Annotated in this window: 22 protein-coding genes; 2 read left to right on the top strand and 20 right to left on the bottom strand. The window is 40.7% G+C overall.

Annotation, left to right across the window (positions count from 1 at the left end):
- Window positions 1-169: 169 nt before the first annotated feature.
- From comB to HT732_RS05930, 17 genes are all read right to left on the bottom strand, one after another.
- Window positions 170-1519 carry a competence pheromone export protein ComB gene (gene comB, locus HT732_RS05855; RefSeq protein WP_173254296.1) on the bottom strand — a complete coding sequence of 450 codons (1350 nt, stop codon included), beginning with the start codon at window positions 1517-1519 and terminating at the stop codon, window positions 170-172.
- A 12-nt stretch (window positions 1520-1531) separates the two neighbouring features.
- Complete coding sequence (comA, locus tag HT732_RS05860) at window positions 1532-3685, bottom strand: peptide cleavage/export ABC transporter ComA (protein ID WP_173254297.1); 2154 nt, start codon at window positions 3683-3685, stop codon at window positions 1532-1534.
- A 434-nt stretch (window positions 3686-4119) separates the two neighbouring features.
- Window positions 4120-4299 (bottom strand): hypothetical protein, encoded by a 180-nt coding sequence (locus HT732_RS05865; RefSeq protein WP_061425561.1) that lies wholly within the window; start codon window positions 4297-4299, stop codon window positions 4120-4122.
- An 80-nt stretch (window positions 4300-4379) separates the two neighbouring features.
- The gene (locus HT732_RS10330) at window positions 4380-4595 is read right to left on the bottom strand and encodes a bacteriocin immunity protein (RefSeq protein WP_078836779.1); all 216 of its coding nucleotides are present in this window, start codon (window positions 4593-4595) and stop codon (window positions 4380-4382) included.
- Between the two features lie 3 nt (window positions 4596-4598).
- Window positions 4599-4754, bottom strand: coding sequence for a smi_0061 family bacteriocin-like peptide (locus HT732_RS05870; RefSeq protein ID WP_000357248.1), 156 nt, complete (start codon window positions 4752-4754; stop codon window positions 4599-4601).
- A gap of 213 nt (window positions 4755-4967) precedes the next feature.
- Window positions 4968-5165, bottom strand: a complete 198-nt coding sequence (locus HT732_RS05875; RefSeq protein WP_000180825.1) for a class IIb bacteriocin, lactobin A/cerein 7B family — start codon at window positions 5163-5165, stop codon at window positions 4968-4970.
- 690 nt (window positions 5166-5855) lie between these two features.
- On the bottom strand, window positions 5856-6587 hold the full coding sequence (locus HT732_RS05880) for a response regulator transcription factor (RefSeq protein WP_173254298.1): 732 nt from the start codon (window positions 6585-6587) through the stop codon (window positions 5856-5858).
- Window positions 6584-7399: a GHKL domain-containing protein gene (locus HT732_RS10340; RefSeq protein WP_240155839.1), complete on the bottom strand. Its 816-nt coding sequence runs from the start codon at window positions 7397-7399 to the stop codon at window positions 6584-6586. The genes HT732_RS05880 and HT732_RS10340 overlap by 4 nt, the downstream gene beginning before the upstream one ends.
- Window positions 7400-7963: 564 nt before the next feature.
- A complete protein-coding gene (locus tag HT732_RS05890; protein ID WP_000425304.1) occupies window positions 7964-8110 on the bottom strand; it encodes a smi_0057.1 family bacteriocin-like peptide in 147 nt (48 codons plus the stop codon).
- 152 nt (window positions 8111-8262) lie between these two features.
- Window positions 8263-9432, bottom strand: a complete 1170-nt coding sequence (locus tag HT732_RS05895; protein ID WP_173254300.1) for an N-acetylmuramoyl-L-alanine amidase family protein — start codon at window positions 9430-9432, stop codon at window positions 8263-8265.
- A gap of 112 nt (window positions 9433-9544) precedes the next feature.
- The gene (locus HT732_RS05900; RefSeq protein WP_173254301.1) at window positions 9545-10441 is read right to left on the bottom strand and encodes a C40 family peptidase; all 897 of its coding nucleotides are present in this window, start codon (window positions 10439-10441) and stop codon (window positions 9545-9547) included.
- A gap of 324 nt (window positions 10442-10765) precedes the next feature.
- Window positions 10766-11422: a hypothetical protein gene (locus HT732_RS05905; protein WP_173254302.1), complete on the bottom strand. Its 657-nt coding sequence runs from the start codon at window positions 11420-11422 to the stop codon at window positions 10766-10768.
- A gap of 3 nt (window positions 11423-11425) precedes the next feature.
- Window positions 11426-11620 carry a hypothetical protein gene (locus HT732_RS05910; RefSeq protein ID WP_102211087.1) on the bottom strand — a complete coding sequence of 65 codons (195 nt, stop codon included), beginning with the start codon at window positions 11618-11620 and terminating at the stop codon, window positions 11426-11428.
- A gap of 89 nt (window positions 11621-11709) precedes the next feature.
- A complete protein-coding gene (locus HT732_RS05915; protein WP_000136446.1) occupies window positions 11710-11943 on the bottom strand; it encodes an acyl carrier protein in 234 nt (77 codons plus the stop codon).
- A 5-nt stretch (window positions 11944-11948) separates the two neighbouring features.
- Complete coding sequence (gene plsX, locus HT732_RS05920) at window positions 11949-12941, bottom strand: phosphate acyltransferase PlsX (protein WP_173254303.1); 993 nt, start codon at window positions 12939-12941, stop codon at window positions 11949-11951.
- Entirely contained in the window at window positions 12938-13708 is a 771-nt protein-coding gene (recO, locus tag HT732_RS05925; protein ID WP_173254304.1) for a DNA repair protein RecO, read from the bottom strand. Before recO ends, plsX begins: the two co-directional genes overlap by 4 nt.
- Window positions 13705-14874 carry a pyridoxal phosphate-dependent aminotransferase gene (locus tag HT732_RS05930; RefSeq protein WP_173254305.1) on the bottom strand — a complete coding sequence of 390 codons (1170 nt, stop codon included), beginning with the start codon at window positions 14872-14874 and terminating at the stop codon, window positions 13705-13707. The genes recO and HT732_RS05930 overlap by 4 nt, the downstream gene beginning before the upstream one ends.
- A 148-nt stretch (window positions 14875-15022) precedes the next feature.
- Here HT732_RS05930 and HT732_RS05935 point away from each other — a divergent pair, with 148 nt between their 5' ends.
- Window positions 15023-16033, top strand: a complete 1011-nt coding sequence (locus HT732_RS05935) for a YeiH family protein (RefSeq protein ID WP_173254306.1) — start codon at window positions 15023-15025, stop codon at window positions 16031-16033.
- Here the strand turns inward: HT732_RS05935 and HT732_RS05940 are convergent.
- The 3 genes from HT732_RS05940 to polA all read right to left on the bottom strand — a co-directional run bounded on the left by HT732_RS05940 (window position 16030) and on the right by polA (window position 19370).
- On the bottom strand, window positions 16030-16176 hold the full coding sequence (locus HT732_RS05940) for a hypothetical protein (RefSeq protein WP_000693276.1): 147 nt from the start codon (window positions 16174-16176) through the stop codon (window positions 16030-16032). The genes HT732_RS05935 and HT732_RS05940 overlap by 4 nt on opposite strands.
- Before the next feature lie 38 nt (window positions 16177-16214).
- On the bottom strand, window positions 16215-16652 hold the full coding sequence (locus tag HT732_RS05945) for a CoA-binding protein (protein WP_173254307.1): 438 nt from the start codon (window positions 16650-16652) through the stop codon (window positions 16215-16217).
- Window positions 16653-16736: 84 nt separating this feature from the next.
- A complete protein-coding gene (gene polA, locus HT732_RS05950) occupies window positions 16737-19370 on the bottom strand; it encodes a DNA polymerase I (RefSeq protein WP_173254308.1) in 2634 nt (877 codons plus the stop codon).
- A gap of 147 nt (window positions 19371-19517) precedes the next feature.
- On the opposite strand from polA, the gene HT732_RS05955 reads away from it, so the two are divergent.
- Window positions 19518-20422: Rpn family recombination-promoting nuclease/putative transposase (locus HT732_RS05955; RefSeq protein ID WP_173254309.1), on the top strand; the 905-nt coding region annotated here is incomplete at its 3' end.

Here is a 20422-nt window from a genome sequence, read left to right on the forward strand (position 1 = left end):
TTAAAGTTCGCCTTTCGTATTACTTGAGCACATTCTACCATAAAAAAACAAAAAACACAAGAATCTAACCGAATAAATAATAATTGCGTAACGAAAATCATAAAGAAAAAAACTGCAAGAAGAATCTTTCTCACAGTTTTAAAATCATTTAACTCTAAAAACACGAACATTATTCTTTGTTCAAAAATTGATCCAAATAATAACGCAGGTAACTTTTCTTGCCCGTAATCATCTGTAGGCGACCTTCCACCCCGTACCGAAGTTTTTCAGCCTGCTCCGAAGTTAGATTAGTCTCCGCCTCGATTTTAAAGAAATTCCCTTTCTCAGTCTTGGTAGCTGTCGCATCAATACTTGTAATAGTAGAATCTAGGAAAAGTTGATTCTTGGCATCATGAGTCGTCGTATAACGAACAGAATCACCGACCTTGATCCTTGCTACATCTTTTGAACTTAGATAAGCTGTGAGTTTGGCTTTCCCTTCTTTTTCCAAGGACGGATAGAGTTGGGCTAGTAGGGCGCCTTCTGCTACCATGGTAGAATCACTGGTCTCAGAATTAAGATGAAGCACCCCATCCTCACTCGCCATAATTTTCCCCTTGTCTAAAAGATTTCCCTGTACCTTCTTACCTGACTCTGCCTCCAAGATTTTCTGGTCTAAAATAGTCAATTCCTGACCAATCTTTGCCAAGTGTTGGGATTTGAGAGACTCCAATTGACTGCTTAAGCCTGACGCATAGGCTTGCTGGGTACCTGAACCTGCATACTGGACACGGTAAGTAGCAAGACTAGATTCTAACTGAGAAAGCTGTGCTTCAACCTGCGCAACTGCTTGTGCCTTAGCTTGCGGATTTTCCTCACCCTGAGACTTGTAGGACTGGTAGAGAGAGTAGGCTAGATTCTGACTGGCCAAGGAAGCACCTGTTTCAATAGCTGACTTAGCTGTCTGGTAATCGCGAATTTTAGCCTCTGTTTGGCTGATGAGGTTGCCGATTTCGGATTGGGTTTGGCTAGCTGCTGCATTCTGGGACGCGATGGTCTCATTTTGTTGCGATGTACTAGCCCTAAGACTACCTGCTTGGCTGATGTAGTCGCGAAAGGTGGCTTGGTAGCCAAATTTATCCTCCTCTGGAAAGTAATCCGTCCCTTCTTGCAGACTCTTTTGCAAATACTCCAATTGCTTTTTTTGATCCTTGAGCATATCCAACTGACTGGCATAGGACTCCGCTTGGACACCCTCTGCCCCTTCCTGGTATTGAACCAACAGTTCCCCCTTCTTAACCAGCTTATTTTCTTCCAAATGATTGACAAGAATACGATTATTGCTAGTTGACTGGATATTTGCAAGGATTCGACTAGGCTCAACAGTAGCTCTAGTAGACAAACTCATCTCCTTCTCTGCAAATGTTGCAAAGCCAAGTAAAAACACGAGCAGAAGGGACATGGGTACAATCACCCGACTGGAAAAATTATGATAACGACGGTTATAAAACTCCGCACTTTCTAAAAATTCTGGTTTCATCCTCTCCTCTTTCTAGCTATTCACCAAATGGGCGTAAAAGCCACCCCGTGCAAGCAAATCAGCATGCTTTCCTTCTTCGACAATCTTGCCCTGATCCAAGACAACAACCTTCTCTGTCCGCTCAGCAATGGTCAAGCGGTGGGCGATGAAAATCAAGGTCTTGTCTAAAGCCATGAGATTATCGACAATTCGCTTCTCTGTCAGAATATCCAAACTGCTGGTCGCCTCATCCAAAATCAAGACCGGCGCATCTGTCAAGAGAGCACGCGCCAGAGCGATTCTCTGACGCTGACCACCTGAAATCCCTGCCCCATCCGAAGTCAATTCTGTTTGGTAATTCAGTGGCATGCGCTCAATATCCTCCCGAATCTCTGCTAATTCAACCGCCCGTAAGATATCCTCCTGAGTCGTCCCCTCCTTGGCTCCAAGGAGAAGATTCTCCAAAATCGTTCCGTTAAATACATAGGGCTGTTGAGGCAGATAGTTGATATACTGACGCAGAGCCTTTTTATCAATCTGATTAAGATTGACACCACCCAGACTAATCTCTCCCTGACTTGGGTCGTAAAAATTAACCATCATCTTGGCCAAGGTCGTCTTACCTGACCCTGAAATCCCCACAAAAGCCACCTTAGAGCCTTGAGGAATAGTCAAATTGATATCCGACAAGACATCTCGACCATAGCCATACTTGTAGGAAACCTGCTTGAAGTCCATATCTCCCTTCATCAAGCTCAAGTCCTCGACCGTTTTCTTCTCCTCAAACTCAGAAGCTACCAGATAAACCTCATTCAGACGGTTATTGGCAACCTGCGCTGTCTGAAGCTTGGTTTGTAGATTGATGATATTTTCCAAAGGATTGGTAAAGTAAACAAGCAAGGTATTATAGGTAATCAACTGCCCCAAACTCATCTTGCCATCCATGACCAGAACAGCCCCCATCCAGAGAATGCCGACATTGAGCAAGAGATGGGCAACTTTTTTCAGAGCCTTTTGCTGACTCTCTGCCCGACTATAGGTAAAGGATTTCTTCAGATAATCTACAAATTCCTTGTCAATTTTTTGGTAACGCTGACTTTCACTGGTCAAGGACTTGATAGTCTCAATACCGTTGATGTCCTCAATAATAGAAGAAGACAGAACCGCATTGGCTTCCATGGTATCCCGATTCATCTTTTCAAACGGCTTCATAAAAGCAAAGATAATCACTGTGTAGATAGGAAGCGCCAATAAGGTCATGAAAAAGAGATTGGTATTTTGTGAAAATAAAACAAGGGAAATAATGACAACCGTTGACACATCTAGGAAAATCGAAAGAATGGTCGAAGCCAGCGCATCGATGATACTATTAGCATCCGTGAAACGAGACACGATTTCCCCTGTACGACGTGTCGCAAAAAAGGACATAGGCAGGTGAAAAACATGCTTGATATAGGACAAAATCACGTCAATCGACAAGCGTTGCCCCAAAACAAGTAAGAGATACTCCTGAGCGTAGGACAAAATCTGCTGGAGAATATAAACGATGACCAGCCCAATAGAAATAATCCCCAGTGTCGAACGCATCTGATCTGGCACATAGGTATCAATGATAGACTGCAGATAATAAGAACCCACAATGTTAATCAGGGTCACCAAAAGTGTCGCTAGGACGATATTGGCAATCAAGCCACGCTGCTTCACTAATATAGGAATAAAAGACAGCAGGCCATTCTTTTGATCCTTATGAGGCTTGTAGTCTGGACTAGGTGCCATAAAAAGAGTCACTCCTGTCCATTCTTCCGCAAAACGCTCACGTGGTAGTTTGGTCAACTTCACCCCAGGATCTGGATCGGCAATATGAATGCTATCCTTGTCCTGTCCAGTCACCACATAGTAGTGGAGCAATTTCCCTTCCTTAAGCACATGGGCAACAAAAGGAAAGGTCAAATCTGGCAAGTCAAAGAGCGTCATATCCGCCTTAATGGCTCGCGTCTCAAAACCAATCTCCTCTGCCACCTTGACCAAGCCCAAAGCCGTCGTCCCATCCATGGTCGTCTTAGCCAATTCTCGCAAGTGAGCCAAAGAATAATAGCTACCATAGTAGCCAAAAACCATGGCTAATGAAGCTACACCGCAGTCCATCTGATCCACCTGCGGACGATAGTGACGTTTCCCAAATTTCATATTCATCTCCTTTTCCTAAACTCATCTGATAATAACTATCTTACCCCAATCCCCAAACAAAAACTGGACTTCATCCCCAAATGCGCCGATCTACCTCCCAAATGCACTTTTAAGATAAAGAAAATAGGCAGAACAAACGTCCTACCTAACTAAAAATATGGTATGAAAGGAAATTGATGTTTTACTGTCACCCTAGGCAAGCTTAGAACAAATAAATCATTGATAGCAACATTTACGACATCCTATTTATTACTTCAATTTCTAATGTCCCTGCTATTTCTAAGCCACCTCTGGTATGATCTATTACTAGTCAGAATAGATAACACCGTTCTAAATTACGATTCATAGTTACTCCTTTTAAACTCCGATGTGATGCATTCTTAGATTCTAGCCTAGCTATTTTCAGCGCAAACTAACAAGTCATTCTTAACTGTTTACTCTACTCGCTTTTTATTGGCCTTATATCCTAGATAAAAGAGCCCAAATAAAACAGGGTAAATTTCTGGATAAAATAGAGTATTGATCGGATTTTTCAAAATCAAATACGTTGCAATGTAGATTATGAGCGATACGGTAAAATAACCCTCAGCAAAACCTAATAAAAATGTTTTCATAAGAAACTCCTAATTACCTGACAAGAATGGCGGAAAAACGCTACCATTCATATACACAAAATCCTTTTGATTCATGTTCTTCATTTATAGTTTTGATTATTTTTTGACAAATCTTTGCGAAAAATACCAAAATATGCTGAGAAAAGCAACCCAACTAAAGTCCATTGCCAATTAAAGGATACTAACGAACCTGTACGAATCACATGAAGCGCGAGATTAAGAGTTATTCCCAATAAAGGAAATATAGTGGCTAGTTTAGGTAACAATGTATTAAGATTAAGGTTGCGGTTGTTCATTATCTAACGCCCACGACGAGCCAAATCTGAACCAAATGTGTAACCAGCCCCAAATGCACCAAATGCAATAGCACTTAGGCCAAATATAATCGAAATAGGTTCAATTCCTCCTTCAATTACTTGCAAATCTTTCTCATCAACTACTTGAAATTTATCCATTCTTTTCTCCTTTACTTCTATATAATAAAATGAATACCATTAAAAACAATGAAATTGTTGGTATATTAAAATCATCAAACCATGTAGGTAAGGGTAGCTTATTCACATCAGCTACCAACCTGATAATTGTATAAGATATTGAACTAAGTAATACCATAAGCTCAGGCCAAATCTTCAACATTAATTTAACAAATTTCATATATATCTACAAAATTATGGTCGATTAGCATAATATCCTGCAGCTATGCCCGCACCTGCTGAAACTGTAGCAAGCGCAGCTACACCTCCAATTAATTTCCAACCAATAACTACACCACCAATAATAATTGGTGCAATTCCTCCATCTACATTCATCAACTCTTCTTCTGTAAGAGCTACAAAGTTCTGTTCCATTTTGTCAAAATTTGTCATCTTTTTTCTCCTTTATTTCTATTTTTTAGTTTACGATTTCTGGCTCTTAAACCATTTTAAAAACCAGAATAGATAAATTACTAAATTCCTTTTCGTCTCACTTATCTATTTGAGAAGTGATTTAAAATGAACAGGTAAATTTCATTTATTTTAAATACCATTTGATAAACCATGGCAATAAGATTGGTAAATACATCGCGTAGTCTCCTTCCTTTTCCTCTCACTTATTTATTCGAAAAATAATTCGAAAATGTACAACTAAATTAAATTTATTTGAAAAATAATTTAGTAAACCACGGATACAAGATTGGTAGATACATAAACCAGACTCCTTTCTTTTTCCTCTTACTTATCTATTCGAAAAAGAATTCGAAAATAAACAACTAAATCAAATTTTATTTAAAAAATAATTTAATATACCATGAATAGAAAATTGGTAGATACATGAAGCAAACTCCTTTCCTTTTCCTCTTACTTATCTATTCGAAAAAAATTTCGAAAACGTACAACTAAATTAAATTTTATTTAAAAAATAACTCAGTGAACCATGGGTAGAACATTGATATAAACATGAACTAGGCTCCTTTCTGTTTCCTCTTACTTATCTATTCGAAAAAAAGTTAAAAAAATAAGAATATCAGAAAATTTTCCGACATTCTTATTGATAAATTCATTCAAATCTAACAGATATTAGACATTAAGGTGTTTTTTTAGAGTTCTTCTGGCTGTTCGTGATACAGGGAAATGCAAGCCTTCTAACAAGGTCACTTCTGTGGCAGTCATCTCTTCAATGGCCTGTAAACTGACCAACGTATTGCGATTGGCATAGATAAAGTAATCTTTTTCAGCCTTGGCAGCTATATCCTTAAGACTGCCATAAATGGTCTTGATAGAATGATTGGCATAGTAGACCTTGATACGATGGGATTCCACTGAGGTTTCAAAGGCTAAAATCTCATGGTAGGGCAGAGTAAAGCCCCGTCTTCCCTCAAAACTATAGGTGAAGAGACGCATATTTTCCCTCTTGTCCACTGCCAGTACATAGTCCAGACAGCGCTCCAGCTGATGACAGTAGTCCGCCTCTGGCTGATCCTTGGAAATAAAATCCAAGGCAGATAAGTGGTAGCGAAAAGCTAGAGGCAAGGCCTCCGAGTGTGTGGACACAAAGACAATACTTGTAAAGGGATCCCGCTCCCGAACCTGTTGAGCAACCTGAAAACCCCGTTCACGCTCTCCATCAATCTCTAAATCTAATAAATAGAGCTGGTAATGGTCAAAATACTGAGAATACTTTTCAACGTCTCCATAGTTTTTGGCAATATCAATTTCCAATCTCAAATTACGAGAGCGACCAATATCTAGTAAAGTCTGCTCTATCCGTCCTTGCTGGACTCTATCATCTTCCAAAACTAAAATTCTCATTCTTCTCCACCTCGTTTCTCATCCTTAAATGGCAATTCTAAATCTTGTCTAAAAGTCGTCTCTCCTAGCTGGGTATCTAAGTTTAAATTATAATGAAAAACCATATCCTCCAAGGTTGCCAAGCCCAGTCCACTGTGGTTTCCCTTGGTCGAATACCCCTTTTGACTGAGAATGCTGGGATTTAGCTCTTCTTTCTTACGAGTGTTTTCAATGATGAAACGGACACTCCTATCACCTGCCAATAAAGCAACTCGAATCTGCGGATTTTCAGCCTCACTAGCTGCCTCCAAGGCATTTGTCGTGAGGATAGAGAGGATACGGATAGCCTCCAACATCGGCAAAGCCAGCTCTTCGACAACCCCCACCGTCTCCAAACTAAAATGAATTCCCTGATTATCGGCCACAATCATGGCTTTTGCCAAGGTGTTACGAATGGCTATATCATGAATATTGTGGAGATTAAAGGCCGTGTAATCCGCCTTTCTCAGCTTTTCATTGGTCTTTAGAAAGACATCTTGATAAATGGTAGACACCTCAGCCATATCTTGATTAGCTATAGCAGGCTCCATACTGGCGACAATTCCTGCAAAATCATGACGGAAGCCTCGAACTTCATCATAGAGATGACCTAGCTTGTCCACCATTCCTTGCAAGGAACGATTTTCATCTTCCTGTCTCTGAATGGTCTGCTCATCACGATAAACCTGCTCCAAATGCTTGATGTAAAAGAGCCAAGAGAAAAAGAGAATGAAAATCAGAAGAGAAATGGTCGTGTCAAAACGAACGTAGAAAGAACTATTTCTATTAGTCATAAACGAAGAGAATATCCTAAATACAGTCAGAGGTAGGGTAATGAAAAAACTCTTATGATAGTGGGTTTTGAAAGCATCTGAAAAGAATAAATCCAAATTCAAAGACCAACGCTTCATAATTTTACAACATAGAAAGATTGATAATAAATCAAATATAGATATATATAAAGTAGAAAACGAATCTACGAAACAACAATGCTCACCAGATAATACACGAATCCAAATTGTCAAAAATAAATAACGAATACTTTGAAAGAAGAGAAAAAGATACAGAGAAAGAAAAAGAGATTCCCCTTTTCCCTTGTGCAATACTAATAAAAAAATACAGTAAAAGTAGATAAGAACTCCTATATGAAATAATTCTCCAAATGTTTGACGAGCAGATAAACTAATTAAAAATATAAGTATCCAATAACGTTTTTTATAAAATTCTGGGGAAATTTGAGCGCCCAAATAAATAGTAGGCACTATGGTTGAAACGACTACCAACAGTAGATATATCACAGAAAATAAGAATTCTAAAATAAGCATAAATAAATCTAATCTCTAACGAATACTGTGAATTTAAGCAACGTGTCTACCCGTACCAAATAATTTATTGCACCATTTTACAGTATCTTCAAAAATCCCTCCACCATTCACTTCCTCCAATACCTCTGGGGTTAACTCTTCAAATTGTTCTAATTCTACAAATGTATTTTTCATTTCCATGACAGACTCCTTTTCATTATTTTATAGATAACTCTATCCCCTGCTCCATCTACAAAAGGCTTTAGTTTCCTTTTGAAATACAAGAAATCTAAAGCCTCCTGAAAATGGTATATTGGTTAGAGTGTTAACAATTAGTTGTGAAGATATTATTTTTATTTAACCACAACCACTTTATAATATTCGTTTGAGTGTGGAGATTCAATCTTAATTTTTTCACCATATAAACCATCAATTTCTTTATCCAGATAATCTGAAACTCCTGATGGCAAGCGTTTCATCTTAAGAATTTCACCAGATTGATCCGCATAGGCTAGGATGTGATAGTGGGTTGTAGCCATACCATCATCAATCAATACAAAGTAACCTGTTTTGAGCTTACCTTGCTCATTTTCTAAATAGTATAGTTTATTGTTATTGATTGTAAAGTGGGTAGCTCCAAGACGAAGTCGTGCACCTGGATTTTCTAAATAGGCATCATTACCAACTTTTTTAATCTCTGAATAGGTTGTCATTGCTGGGATATTAACCACACGATGTCCATTTTCATCAAAGTAGTAGCGATTTGGTAAGTTTTGGAAGTTCTGTACAACTGCCTTAGGATCAATTTCTTGTCCTTCTTCTTTATTATCCACTAAAGCTAAGGTAGTATTTGCAACCTCATCCCCATATTTGTTAGAAAACTTCTGGAACTCTGGTCTGATATACCAAGTGTTTTTTTCAATAATAACATCGTCACCTTTAGCATTTAGCAAATATTCTTGCCCATCTCCAAGTTTGACAATATCATGAATATTGTATCCAGCATCTTTTCTATTTGCTAGATAGCCATCCTTACCAATGACATAACTTTCCCCATCACTGGCTGGAACAGCTCTGTCTGCGACCATAGCACCTGATTTTTCAAAGTAAGCCCATTTACCATTTGCAGTCGCCCATCCTGTTGCCATAGCGCCACTGTCTTTGAGGTAATACCATGTAGATCCTTCTTTGTACCAACCTGTACGCATAGCACCACTATTTGCTAGTGAGTACCATGTATTTCCTTCCTTGTACCAGCCAGTACGCATGGCGCCACTATCTGCTAGTGAATACCAAGTATCACCGTCTTTGAGCCAGCCTGTCTGCATTTTTCCAGAACCGTCAAAATGGTACCAAGAACCAGCATTTTGTACCCATTTATCCTTAGCTAGACTGCCATCTTGAGAAAGATTCCAGTCAGCACCATTTTTAACCCAAGTATCTGCAGCCTGTGCTTGGTTGATAGATAAAAGCAGACCAGCACCTGCAAGCAAACCAAGAGTAAGTAATTTAGATTTTTTCATAGCTATTTCCTCCTTTATTGAACAGCTATAAGAGGGCTTCCCCTCTTTATTTAGCTATATTCTAATACTTTTCATTGTCAAAGTCAATAATATTGTGAAAAAATAGACAATATTACCAATATCTACGAATTGTATTTTGAGTAATGCCATATTGATTCATATAAGAAACATATTGACCTGGATATGGAGCATGAACTACCTTTCCGCCACCAACATAAATACCTACATGGTCATTTGTCTCTTCACTATTATACAAAATCAAATCTCCAGCTTGTTGAGAACCATTACTTACATAGCTTCCTCCTGTCGCTTGACCATAGGTTACTCTAGGAATACTAATATCAAACTTAGCATGAATAGCCATCGTAAATCCTGAGCAATCTACGCCACTATTCAAATCTGCCCCACCCCAAACATATGGGATTTTACCTACAAAGGTTTCTGCACACTCAGCGATTGCCTGCCCCTGATTTTCTACGCAAACACCGTTAGGTCTGAAGAAATAAGGTTTCCCATTAACTCTATTGTAATCAGTTAGTATGGAACCATCATTTGAAAGATAGTACCAATTACCATCTGGGTTAATCCACTCATTTGATTTCATCCAACCTTGATCATCAAAATAATACCATTTCTTATCTAACAATTCCCAATGTTTAGCATACCCACCTGAAGTATATTTAAACCACCAGCGACCATCTGTTTGCATCCAAGTTCCTTTCGGATCTCTATTTTGATTAAATGCTATTTTTTCTTGATTACTTTCTTCTTGAGTTAATTCTCTAGGAGAAAATCCTACCAACTTAACTTGTTCTGCATCTTCCACCTTAATTTTACCTTCTTTAACAAGTTGATCAATTGCTTCTTTCTCGCTTGTATACTGTGAAATTGTTTGTGATGTAGTCACTTTAGTGGTAGACGTTGTAGTTTCTGCATTAACTACATAAGTAGTTGATAACAAAGCTCCTGAAGTAAGTAATAAAGCTGCATAAGTAATATATTTTTTCATGACAAAAATCCTTTCTTTTTTCTCCTTTTTGGAGATTGATTTTTTCTGACTCTATTATATCCCTTATTTCTCCTCAGATTTCTACTGTCCCTAGAAAGACTAAATCTGTTCCTAAACGGTCACTTATACTCAATGAAAATCAAAGAGCAAACTAGGAAGCTAGCCGCAGGTTGCTCAAAACACAGTTTTGAGGTTGTGGATAGAACTGACGAAGTCAGTAACCATACCTACGGTAAGGCGACGCTGACGTGGTTTGAATTTGATTTTCGAAGAGTATTAAGCCAAATAAAAAATTCCAAAGCAAGTGCCTTGGAACTCCTATATCTACTCAACAATCACTTTTGTCATATCAAGAGCCATTGGTTGATAGTATACATCAGGGTGCTTATTATCCCTAATAATCTCACCGTATTCAACAAAACCAAACGATTTATAAAAATTAATCACTTTATCTTCATTGACACTATCCAAATAAACCATTTTACCCCCTAAAATGCTCTGGGCTAATTGAATTTTGTCAACAACTAATTCCATAACTTGGTGACCAGTAATTTTATTAAAGTGTAAATTTCTTCCAAATTGAGCAATCAAAAGTCCTGGTATATAATTTAAGTTTCTAGCGTTTTTCCCACTTAAAACAAAAGATTTTTTGCTATCATTATCTAATTCTTGAACATTAACAATTTTTAATGTTAGTGTAAAAAAACCTAAAATCTCAAATCTCTCTCCTGATATCTCTTGATCAATAATAATAAAATTTCTCGATTTATGTGTCAGCTCTGTTGTAATTGCGTCATTTTTAAGATACTCTAACATATCCTCATTTTTACCAAACGACACTTGCTCAGAAACAATCTTAGAGAAGTTCTCACGGACTTTTTGACGTATTCTCCGTTCATTAGTATATTCAGGATTTCTAGTAATAACGGTTTGTCGTATGAATTTGATGACATCCCCTAGTGGTAAGGCATATAATTTCATACTTTATCTTACCAGCTTCTCTAGACCTAGTAAGGAAGGTTGTTCTTGTTTATCTGTATTCTTTTTGATAATATCAAGCAACAAATCAGTTGATTTAGAGGCTTGAATTTTTTCAAAATCTTCTTTTGTGAGTGTGATATCACGAGTAATACTAAATGTAGCCACGAGTATACTTCCTTTCTCTTCTAATAAGTCCATTATAACGTGTTTTTCCCATTTTTACAAGGATATCCGATATTCCTCATTTCTAAAAACCATCTACTTCCGTTGCCTTGGAACTCCGATTGCTATTTTCCTTGAATAATCTTAACCACATCTCCTACGCTCTGCAGTTGATCAATTTCCTCGTCACTGATTTCGATATTAAATTCATCTTCCAGTGTCAAGATAAACTCCATCAAGTCGACTGAATCAGCATCCAAATCGTCTTTCAGACTCAAGGATTCTGTCACGACAAAGTCCTCTCCCTGTCGCTCTTGGATAATGGTCACAATACGGTCAAAAATTTCTTTTTCTGTCATCTCTTTTATTCTCCTGAAAATTCACGCGCAGTCTGGGCAACTACGTCTGTTTCTAGCATGGTACGAATCTGGCGAATTGTACTATAAACAGCCTTGGCACCGCTTGAGCCATGAGTCTTGACAACAGGTGCCTTGACACCAAACAAGACCGCTCCACCAACATCTGAGTAGTTGAGCTGTTTTTTCAAACATCTGAGGCTGTCCTTGAGAAGGAGGGCGCCTAGTTTCGCTCGAAAACCACCACCTGTAATAGCTGTCTTGAGCAATCCCATGATTCCCATGGCTGTCCCTTCAATGGATTTGAGCACAGCGTTTCCCGTGAAACCATCTGCCACAACAACATCCGCAACGCCATTCATCAAATCACGCGCTTCCACGTTTCCGATAAAGTTCAAACTTTCATCAGCTGCTAGTAATTCGTAAGTTTCCTTACGAAGCGGGTCACCCTTGCTACTCTCTGTTCCATTGTTGAGCAAACCAACACGTGGTTGCGCAATTCCACGGACATTTTTAGCATAGAAGGAACCGAGGACAGCGTATTGATGGAGGTGCTGGGCTGTATTTTCCGCATTAGCACCGAGGTCTAGCATGTCAAAACCTTTCCCATCTACAGTCGGCAAAGTCGACATAAGCCCAGGACGATCGATGTTCTTGATACGACCCACGATGAAAAACCCAGCCGCCAACAAAGCACCTGTATTCCCAGCTGAGAGAACAGCGTCTGCTTCGCCTTCTTTGACAGCCTTGGCCGCCAATACCATACTGGCATTTTTCTTCTTCCGAATAGCTCTCGTAGGTTCATCGTCTGAATCAATCTTCTCATCCGTATGGATAATGCTGACGCGCTCCGCCGCTGTCAGATATTGCTTGATTTTAGCTTCATCTCCGTAGAGTTGAACCTCGATATCTGAAAAGTCAGCTAGGGCTTGATTGACACCCTCAACGATGGCCTGAGGTGCGTAATCGCCCCCCATGGCATCTACTGCGATTTTTTTCATTTCTTTTCCTCTTTTAGTAATTGTCCCCAGTCTGCTAGGGAATCAATAAATTTCTTTGATTTTAGGTGAATCCCAACGTACTCTTCGTAGAGTTGATCCATAAATTGGCGTAGCTCTTGCTTGATTTCAGGCTTGAGCGAAATGGTCTCCAAGGTTTCAAAATCAATGGCTTGAAATTGATTGAGCAGATAAGGGATATTGGGATTGAGATGGCAACGTCTCTCATCTTCATGATAATGATCTGGACAGAGGCAGGCTCCATATTTGAAAGAAAAGTCAAAAGCCTGACCAACCCGATGGCAAAAGACACACTCATTAAAATTGAGGCTGATCCCAAATCGAGTCAAGATTTGGATTTCAAAAATATTGGTCAAAACCTGATAATCCAAACCCTCTTCCATCAACTCCAAAGTCTTTTGCAAAAAAGCAAACAAGGGAGCATCCTGCTGATTATCCTGCAAACTAGCATCGGCAAGAGCTGCCACGTAGGTCGCATAAGACATGACAAAGAGATCGCTATTAATCTTGGGAAAAGTCATCACCTCGTGATAGTCCTCAATGTAGCTAAGCCCGTCATCATTGATTCGTAAGAGAAATCGAGCCAGCACCAAGGGCTGAATAACCGGCGCCAGTTTGGATTGACCAGCATGTTTGACGAAAAACATCCGCTTACCAGCCTGCTCTGTAAAGATTTTGACGAGCTTATCATCCTCACGAAAATTGCGATTGTAGAGCACCAAGCCTTGACTCGTGATAGACTGAATCATGCTTCTCTCATATACTCCTCAAGTCGTTTCATGGCTTCTTTGATCGTCTCCATACTGGCTGCATAAGACAGACGCACATAGCCTTCTCCGTAACGCCCAAAGGCAGCTCCAGGGATAAAGGCAACGGCCTGCTTCTGAGCAAAATCCTTCAGAAAAGCAAAGGAATCTTGATTGTAGCCCGCTGGAATCTTAGCAAAGATATAGAAGGCACCGTCTGGTTTGATAATCTCAAAACCAAGAGCAGTCATTTTCTCGATAATATAATCCCGACGCTGGATGTATTCCTTCTTCATAGGCTCCGCATCGTTTTTACCAGCTGTCAAGGCTTCCACCGCAGCATGTTGAGCCATGGTGTTTGCGGCAGTGACCAAGTATTGGTGACTCTTGATCAACTGGGCTGTGAAAGCTGCAGGAGCGAAAATCAGACCCAAACGCCAACCTGTCATGGCATGCGATTTCGACAAACCATTGATAATAATAGCCTGATCTCTCAGCATAGTTCCTAGAGACACATGGGCTTCCCCTGTATAGGTCAATTCTGAGTAAACCTCATCACAGACAACGAAAATTTCATACTTGCGTAAAACAGCCGCCAAGGCTTCCAACTGCTCCCGACTATAGGTAATTCCTGTCGGATTTGCTGGATAGTTAAGAATCACCGCCTTGAGCTTATCACCCTGCTCCAAAATGGCCTTTTCCAACATCTCAGGAGTCAAGACAAAACCATTTTCAGTCGTGTCAATCTCGACAATCTCTGCCCCAACTAGATTGACAATCGGTTCATAACCTGGATAGGCAGGAGCTGGCAAGAGTACCTTGTCTCCCTCTTCCAAAATAGCTGTCAAAGTAGCAGATAAAGCCTCTGTCGCCCCAATTGTAACCAAGATTTCATTCTCAGGAGCATAGTCCAGTTGGTACTTTTCCTTAACAAAGTCACTAGCCGCCTGACGTAGAGTCAGCAAACCACTCATCCCTGTATAGTAGGATTGGTTCTGGTCAATCGCTCGCTTGGCCGCTTCCTTGACATGATCTGGCGTTGTAAAATCAGGTTCTCCCAAGGTCAAACGCAAGACCCCAGGAATCTCCGAAATAGCCTGGTCAAACTGACGAATCAACGAAACTTGAATCTTATCTAACTGTTTATTAAAGCGCTTAGTTAAGTTCATAGATACCTCCTACTGTAAAAACGTATCTCTATTATACTACAAAAGCCCCCCGACCGCAAAAATACATTAGAGAATAGCTTTCCACTTTCTATTTTACTTTTCCTGTTTACAGGTCTATAATGGTAACAGATTCTATTTGGAGGTTTTTATGTCATTTCTATCAAAAAATAGAGCAGGCATCTTGGCCTGCCTTCTCATTTCAATCGTATCTTGGTACTTAGGTGGGTTCTTTCCTGTTATTGGTGCACCCGTTTTTGCCATTTTCATAGGCATGCTCCTACATCCCTTTCTCTCGTCTTACAAACAACTGGATACTGGATTGACCTTTAGTTCCAAGAAATTGCTCCAGTATGCCGTTATCTTGCTTGGTTTTGGTCTCAATATCTCGCAAGTCTTCGCAGTTGGGCAATCTTCACTCCCTGTCATTCTGTCCACCATCTCAATAGCCTTGATTGTTGCCTACCTCTTCCAGCGCTTCTTTGCCCTGGATACAAAACTGGCTACCTTGATTGGAGTGGGTTCTTCTATCTGTGGGGGCTCTGCTATTGCCGCGACAGCGCCCGTTATCCATGCCAAGGAAAAGGAAGTAGCCCAAGCCATCTCCGTTATCTTTTTCTTCAATGTCTTGGCTGCGCTCATCTTTCCAACCCTCGGTACTTGGCTTCACTTATCTAATGAAGGATTCGCCCTCTTTGCAGGAACTGCGGTCAATGACACTTCCTCTGTAACAGCCACAGCCAGCGCCTGGGACAGTCTCTACCAGACCAATACCCTCGAATCCGCAACCATTGTCAAACTCACGCGCACCCTGGCTATCATCCCCATCACTCTCTTTCTCTCCTACTGGCAAAGTCGCGAGCAAAAAAATAAGCAAGGCTTACAACTGAAAAAAGTCTTCCCACTGTTTATCCTTTACTTTATCCTTGCATCTCTCCTAACCACCCTACTGACCTCTCTCGGTGTGTCCAGTAGTTTCTTTACCCCTCTCAAACAACTCTCCAAATTCCTCATTATCATGGCCATGAGTGCTATCGGTCTCAAAACTAATCTGGTCGCTATGGTCAAATCCAGTGGAAAATCCATTATTCTCGGAGCCATCTGCTGGATTGCCATCATCCTCACCAGTCTTGGTATGCAGACCCTTATCGGCATTTTCTAATACTCTTCGAAAATCTCTTCAAACCACGTCAACGTCGCCTTGCCGTAGGTATGGTTACTGACTTCGTCAGTTCTATCCACAACCTCAAAACTGTGTTTTGAGCAACCTGCGGCTAGTTTCCTAGTTTGCTCTTTAATTTTCATTGAGTATAATAAAAAGGTAGCCCACAGCTACCTTTTTATTATGCTTCCTCAATCAAGCGTGTATGTTCTCTCTTGATGCAACGATTCATCACGATATCATCACATCCACCAGCACGCAAGATTTCTTCCGCCTCTAGACTTTCAAGTCCTAGCTGTGCCCAAAAAATCTTGGCATCAGCTTTGAGAAAATCACGCGCCACATCTGGCAAAAACTCACTGCGACGGTAAACATTGACAATATCTACAGGAAAAGGAATCTCAGCGAGGCTTGCATAAGCCTTTTCACCCAAGATTTCGCCACCTGCCACCTTGGGATTGACTGGGATGATTTTATAACCTCGAGCCTGCATTTCCTTGGTCACTCGATTGCTGGTTGTTTCTTCACGGTCAGACAGGCCCACCACAGCAAGGGTTTTACTCGTTGCGAGATACTGACAAATCACGCCATCACTTGGATTGATAAATTCTTGACTCATAGAAATCCTCCTTTTTCATCAGTATAGCATATTTTAAAAAGGCTTGCATAATTCTACTACAAAAAAGGAGGACTAGCCCCCTTTTTATTTAGCCTCGTACCAGGTTGCCCCTTCATTTTCATCTGCGATAAGGGGAACACTGAGTTGAATGGCCTCTTCCATGGTTTGTTTGACCAATTTTTTCATCTCTGCCAGCTCCGATTTAGGAACTTCAAGTACGATTTCATCGTGCACTTGTAACAGCATCTTAGTCTGATAGCCACCTGCAACCAAGGCTTTATCCAGCTGAATCATAGCAATCTTGAGAATATCTGCTGCCGAACCCTGGATAGGAGAGTTAATAGCCGTCCGCTCCGCAAAACCACGAATGTTAAAGTTACGCGAATTGATATCTGGCAACTCACGACGACGCTTAAAGAGGGTCTCTACATAGCCCTTATCACGCGCCTCACGCACCACTTCATCCATGTAGTTTTTGATGCCTGGGAAGCGTTCAAAGTAGGTATCAATATAGGCTTTGGCTTCCTTACGGCTGATGCCCAGATTATTAGACAAACCAAAGTCTGAAATCCCGTAAACCACTCCAAAGTTGACCGCCTTGGCATTGCGACGGTCGTTTGCAGTCACATCCTCAGGACGCTCAATGCCAAAGACCCGCATAGCTGTCGAAGTATGGATATCTGCCCCGTCTTGGAAGGCCTTAATCAAGTGCTCATCCTTAGAAATATGCGCCAAAACACGCAATTCAATCTGTGAATAGTCCGAGCTGAGTAGCACACTATCCTCCCACTCAGGCACAAAAGCCTTACGAATGAGACGACCTTGCTCCAAACGCACAGGAATATTTTGCAAGTTTGGATCCACACTAGACAGACGCCCAGTCTGGGTCAAATCCTGTACATAGCGCGTATGAATCTTGCCATCAGCCAAAATCCAGTCCTGCAAGCCAATTACATAAGTGGATTGAATCTTGGCAATCTGACGGTAATCCAGGATTTTCTTAACAATTGGCGCAATAGGAGCCAAGCGTTCCAAGACATCCACCGCTGTCGAATAACCTGTCTTGGTTTTCTTAGTGTATTCCAGAGGAAGACCCAATTTTTCAAAGAGAAGCACTCCCAACTGCTTAGGCGAGTTGATATTAAACTCCTCACCAGCCAGCTCGTAAATCTCCTGAGTCAGTTTTTCAATGACAAGCTCATTTTCAGCCTGCATCTCAAGCAAGGTCTCTTTCTTGACCGTAATCCCAGCAATTTCCATCTTAGCAAGGACAAAAGCCAGAGGTTGCTCCATATCATAAAGAAGCTCTAATTGCCCATTTTCACTGAGTTTTTCAAGTAAAACAGGCTCAGTCTCAACCAAAACTGCAATCTTACGTGCCAAATGTTCTAAGAATTTCTCGCGTTCAGGAAGGGCCTTCTTGACACCCCTACCATAGAAAGTCTCATCATCAACCAAATAAGTCTGACCATAAAGACTAGCGATGGTCGCAATTTCATTGTCCTCCACAGTCGAAAGGAGGTATTTAGCCAAACGGCTGTCAAAAGCAGGCGCCTGCAAATCCACACCCAAACGATGCAAGAGAACTTTAGCCTTCTTGAAGTCATAAACTCTCAGAGGTGTTTTTTCTAAAAAGTCCTTGAAAATCGGGTCTTGCAAAAGCTCAAGCTTGTCTGTGGCATAGAGCTTATCTTCACAAGACCAAGCAAAACCAACCAAATCATCCGTATGGTAATTCTCACCAAAAAGCTCAAAATGGAAGATAGACTCTTCACTCAGCATATCTTGACTGATTTGGTCAACAATAGTAAAATCCAAACTCTCAGTCACATCAGCTGACGATACATTTAAAGCCTGCTTGAGCTGTTTGAAGCCCATCTCATCGTAGAATTTCCCAAGATTTTCCACATCTGGACCACTATAGACCAAATCCTCCAAACCAATCTCAATCGGTGCCTTGGTATCAATGGTCGCCAGTGTTTTCGACAAAAAGGCCTGTTCCTTATCATTGATGAGATTTTCCTTCATCTTAGAAGCCTTCATCCCATCAATATTTTCATAAATCCCCTCAAGAGAACCATGCTCCAGCAAGAGCTTGATACCTGTCTTTTCACCGATTTTAGTCACCCCAGGGATATTATCCGACTTATCACCCATGAGCGCCTTGAGATCGATAAACTGAGTCGGTGTGATACCCATCTTTTCCATGAGATAATCTGGCGTAAAGGCCTCAAACTCAGCCACACCTTTCTTGGAAATCTCAACCACCGTATGCTCATCCGTCAGCTGAATCAAATCCTTGTCCCCACTGACAATGGTAATATCAAAACCATCCTGCTCAGCTAGCTTATCCAGCGTCCCAATGATGTCATCCGCCTCATACTGAGCCAACTCATAGTGACGAATTCCCATATGATTCAGCAACTCACGAATGAAGGGAAATTGCTCACGAAACTCATCAGGAGTCTTAGCCCGACCACCCTTATAGTCCGCATACATCTCTGTCCGGAAGGTCGTCTTTCCCGCATCAAAGGCTACTAAAATATGACTAGGCTCAACTCGCTCCAACAAATGACTCAACATCAACTGGAAACCATAAATCGCATTGGTATGCAAACCAGCCGCATTCTTAAAACGATCCAACTGCTGATAGAGCGCAAAAAACGCCCGAAAAGCAACAGAAGACCCATCAATCAATAATAATTTTTTCTTATCCATACACCCATTATAAAGGAAAGCATCAAAAAATACCATTGGGAAGAGCCATACCCAATATTTTTCACACTTTTTCCGAATAAATAGATAGAAGCATCAAATCTAGTAAATCTAGATTTAAAAATGTGCTATAATGAAAGGAGAAGAAATATGACTGTACGTCATCCGGGCATCAGCCCAACCAATGACTTGGTTGCTAAGAAAATTTTCAGCAATCCAGAAATCACTTGTCAATTTATTCGCGATATGCTGGATTTACCAGCAAAAAATGTGACCATTTTGGAGGGGAGTAACATTCATGTCTTGCCTTCTCTACCCTACTCGGCTCAGGATTTCTATACCAGTATAGACGTCTTGGCGGAGTTGGACAATGGAACGCAAGTAATTATTGAGATTCAAGTTCATCATCAGAATTTTTTCATCAATCGCCTATGGGCTTATCTATGTAGTCAGGTCAATCAAAACCTAGAAAAAATTCGCCAACGTGAAGGTGATACTCACCAGAGTTACAAGCATATCGCGCCTGTTTACGCAATAGCTATTGTGGATAGTAATTATTTCCAAGATGATCTAGCTTTCCACAGTTTTAGCATGCGCGAGGACACGACAGGTGAAGTTTTAACAATTACAAACAATGGACAGGAAAACCATCTAGTAAAGATGGCATTCTTGGAACTAAAAAAGTACAGAGAAACCAGCAAAGATGAGGTTCGCAAGCCGTGGTTGGAGTTTTTCGGGAACAAACCCTTTACCCAGCAACCCGAGCGAGCTATCAGCCAAGCAGACCAACTGCTGGACTACAAGAGCTGGTCCGAGGAGGACAGGAAGATGTTTAGTCAACTACGTATGCGTGAAGAACAGGCATTATTAGCACACGACTATGCCTTGGAACAAGCGGAGGAAAAAGGCTTAGAACGAGGGCGAGCAGAAGGTATTGAACAGGGACTAGAGCGAGGGAAAATTGAAGGACAAATTTTTACCTTTCTTGATTTAGTTCACCAACATGTTTTAAGCTCTGAATTTGCCAGCCATCAGCTGGGTATGACTGTCTCTGA

Origin of the sequence: Streptococcus sp. 5346, from assembly GCF_013277455.1 — a bacterium.
In the GTDB taxonomy this organism is placed as follows: domain Bacteria; phylum Bacillota; class Bacilli; order Lactobacillales; family Streptococcaceae; genus Streptococcus.

What these genes read in the sequence shown, in the direction of transcription:
- HT732_RS05910 (WP_102211087.1), bottom strand. Translation starts at nt 11,620, where the DNA reads ATGGACTTATTAGAAGAGAAAGGAAGTATACTCGTGGCTACATTTAGT.
- recO (WP_173254304.1), bottom strand. Translation starts at nt 13,708, where the DNA reads ATGATTCAGTCTATCACGAGTCAAGGCTTGGTGCTCTACAATCGCAAT.
- HT732_RS05880 (WP_173254298.1), bottom strand. Translation starts at nt 6,587, where the DNA reads ATGAGAATTTTAGTTTTGGAAGATGATAGAGTCCAGCAAGGACGGATA.
- HT732_RS05870 (WP_000357248.1), bottom strand. Translation starts at nt 4,754, where the DNA reads ATGGATAAATTTCAAGTAGTTGATGAGAAAGATTTGCAAGTAATTGAA.
- HT732_RS05930 (WP_173254305.1), bottom strand. Translation starts at nt 14,874, where the DNA reads ATGAACTTAACTAAGCGCTTTAATAAACAGTTAGATAAGATTCAAGTT.
- HT732_RS05915 (WP_000136446.1), bottom strand. Translation starts at nt 11,943, where the DNA reads ATGACAGAAAAAGAAATTTTTGACCGTATTGTGACCATTATCCAAGAG.
- HT732_RS05905 (WP_173254302.1), bottom strand. Translation starts at nt 11,422, where the DNA reads ATGAAATTATATGCCTTACCACTAGGGGATGTCATCAAATTCATACGA.
- HT732_RS05900 (WP_173254301.1), bottom strand. Translation starts at nt 10,441, where the DNA reads ATGAAAAAATATATTACTTATGCAGCTTTATTACTTACTTCAGGAGCT.
- HT732_RS05935 (WP_173254306.1), top strand. Translation starts at nt 15,023, where the DNA reads ATGTCATTTCTATCAAAAAATAGAGCAGGCATCTTGGCCTGCCTTCTC.
- HT732_RS05940 (WP_000693276.1), bottom strand. Translation starts at nt 16,176, where the DNA reads ATGAAAATTAAAGAGCAAACTAGGAAACTAGCCGCAGGTTGCTCAAAA.
- HT732_RS05865 (WP_061425561.1), bottom strand. Translation starts at nt 4,299, where the DNA reads ATGAAAACATTTTTATTAGGTTTTGCTGAGGGTTATTTTACCGTATCG.
- HT732_RS05945 (WP_173254307.1), bottom strand. Translation starts at nt 16,652, where the DNA reads ATGAGTCAAGAATTTATCAATCCAAGTGATGGCGTGATTTGTCAGTAT.
- HT732_RS10340 (WP_240155839.1), bottom strand. Translation starts at nt 7,399, where the DNA reads ATGACTAATAGAAATAGTTCTTTCTACGTTCGTTTTGACACGACCATT.
- comB (WP_173254296.1), bottom strand. Translation starts at nt 1,519, where the DNA reads ATGAAACCAGAATTTTTAGAAAGTGCGGAGTTTTATAACCGTCGTTAT.
- HT732_RS05875 (WP_000180825.1), bottom strand. Translation starts at nt 5,165, where the DNA reads ATGACAAATTTTGACAAAATGGAACAGAACTTTGTAGCTCTTACAGAA.
- HT732_RS05890 (WP_000425304.1), bottom strand. Translation starts at nt 8,110, where the DNA reads ATGGAAATGAAAAATACATTTGTAGAATTAGAACAATTTGAAGAGTTA.
- plsX (WP_173254303.1), bottom strand. Translation starts at nt 12,941, where the DNA reads ATGAAAAAAATCGCAGTAGATGCCATGGGGGGCGATTACGCACCTCAG.
- comA (WP_173254297.1), bottom strand. Translation starts at nt 3,685, where the DNA reads ATGAAATTTGGGAAACGTCACTATCGTCCGCAGGTGGATCAGATGGAC.
- HT732_RS05895 (WP_173254300.1), bottom strand. Translation starts at nt 9,432, where the DNA reads ATGAAAAAATCTAAATTACTTACTCTTGGTTTGCTTGCAGGTGCTGGT.
- polA (WP_173254308.1), bottom strand. Translation starts at nt 19,370, where the DNA reads ATGGATAAGAAAAAATTATTATTGATTGATGGGTCTTCTGTTGCTTTT.
- HT732_RS10330 (WP_078836779.1), bottom strand. Translation starts at nt 4,595, where the DNA reads ATGAACAACCGCAACCTTAATCTTAATACATTGTTACCTAAACTAGCC.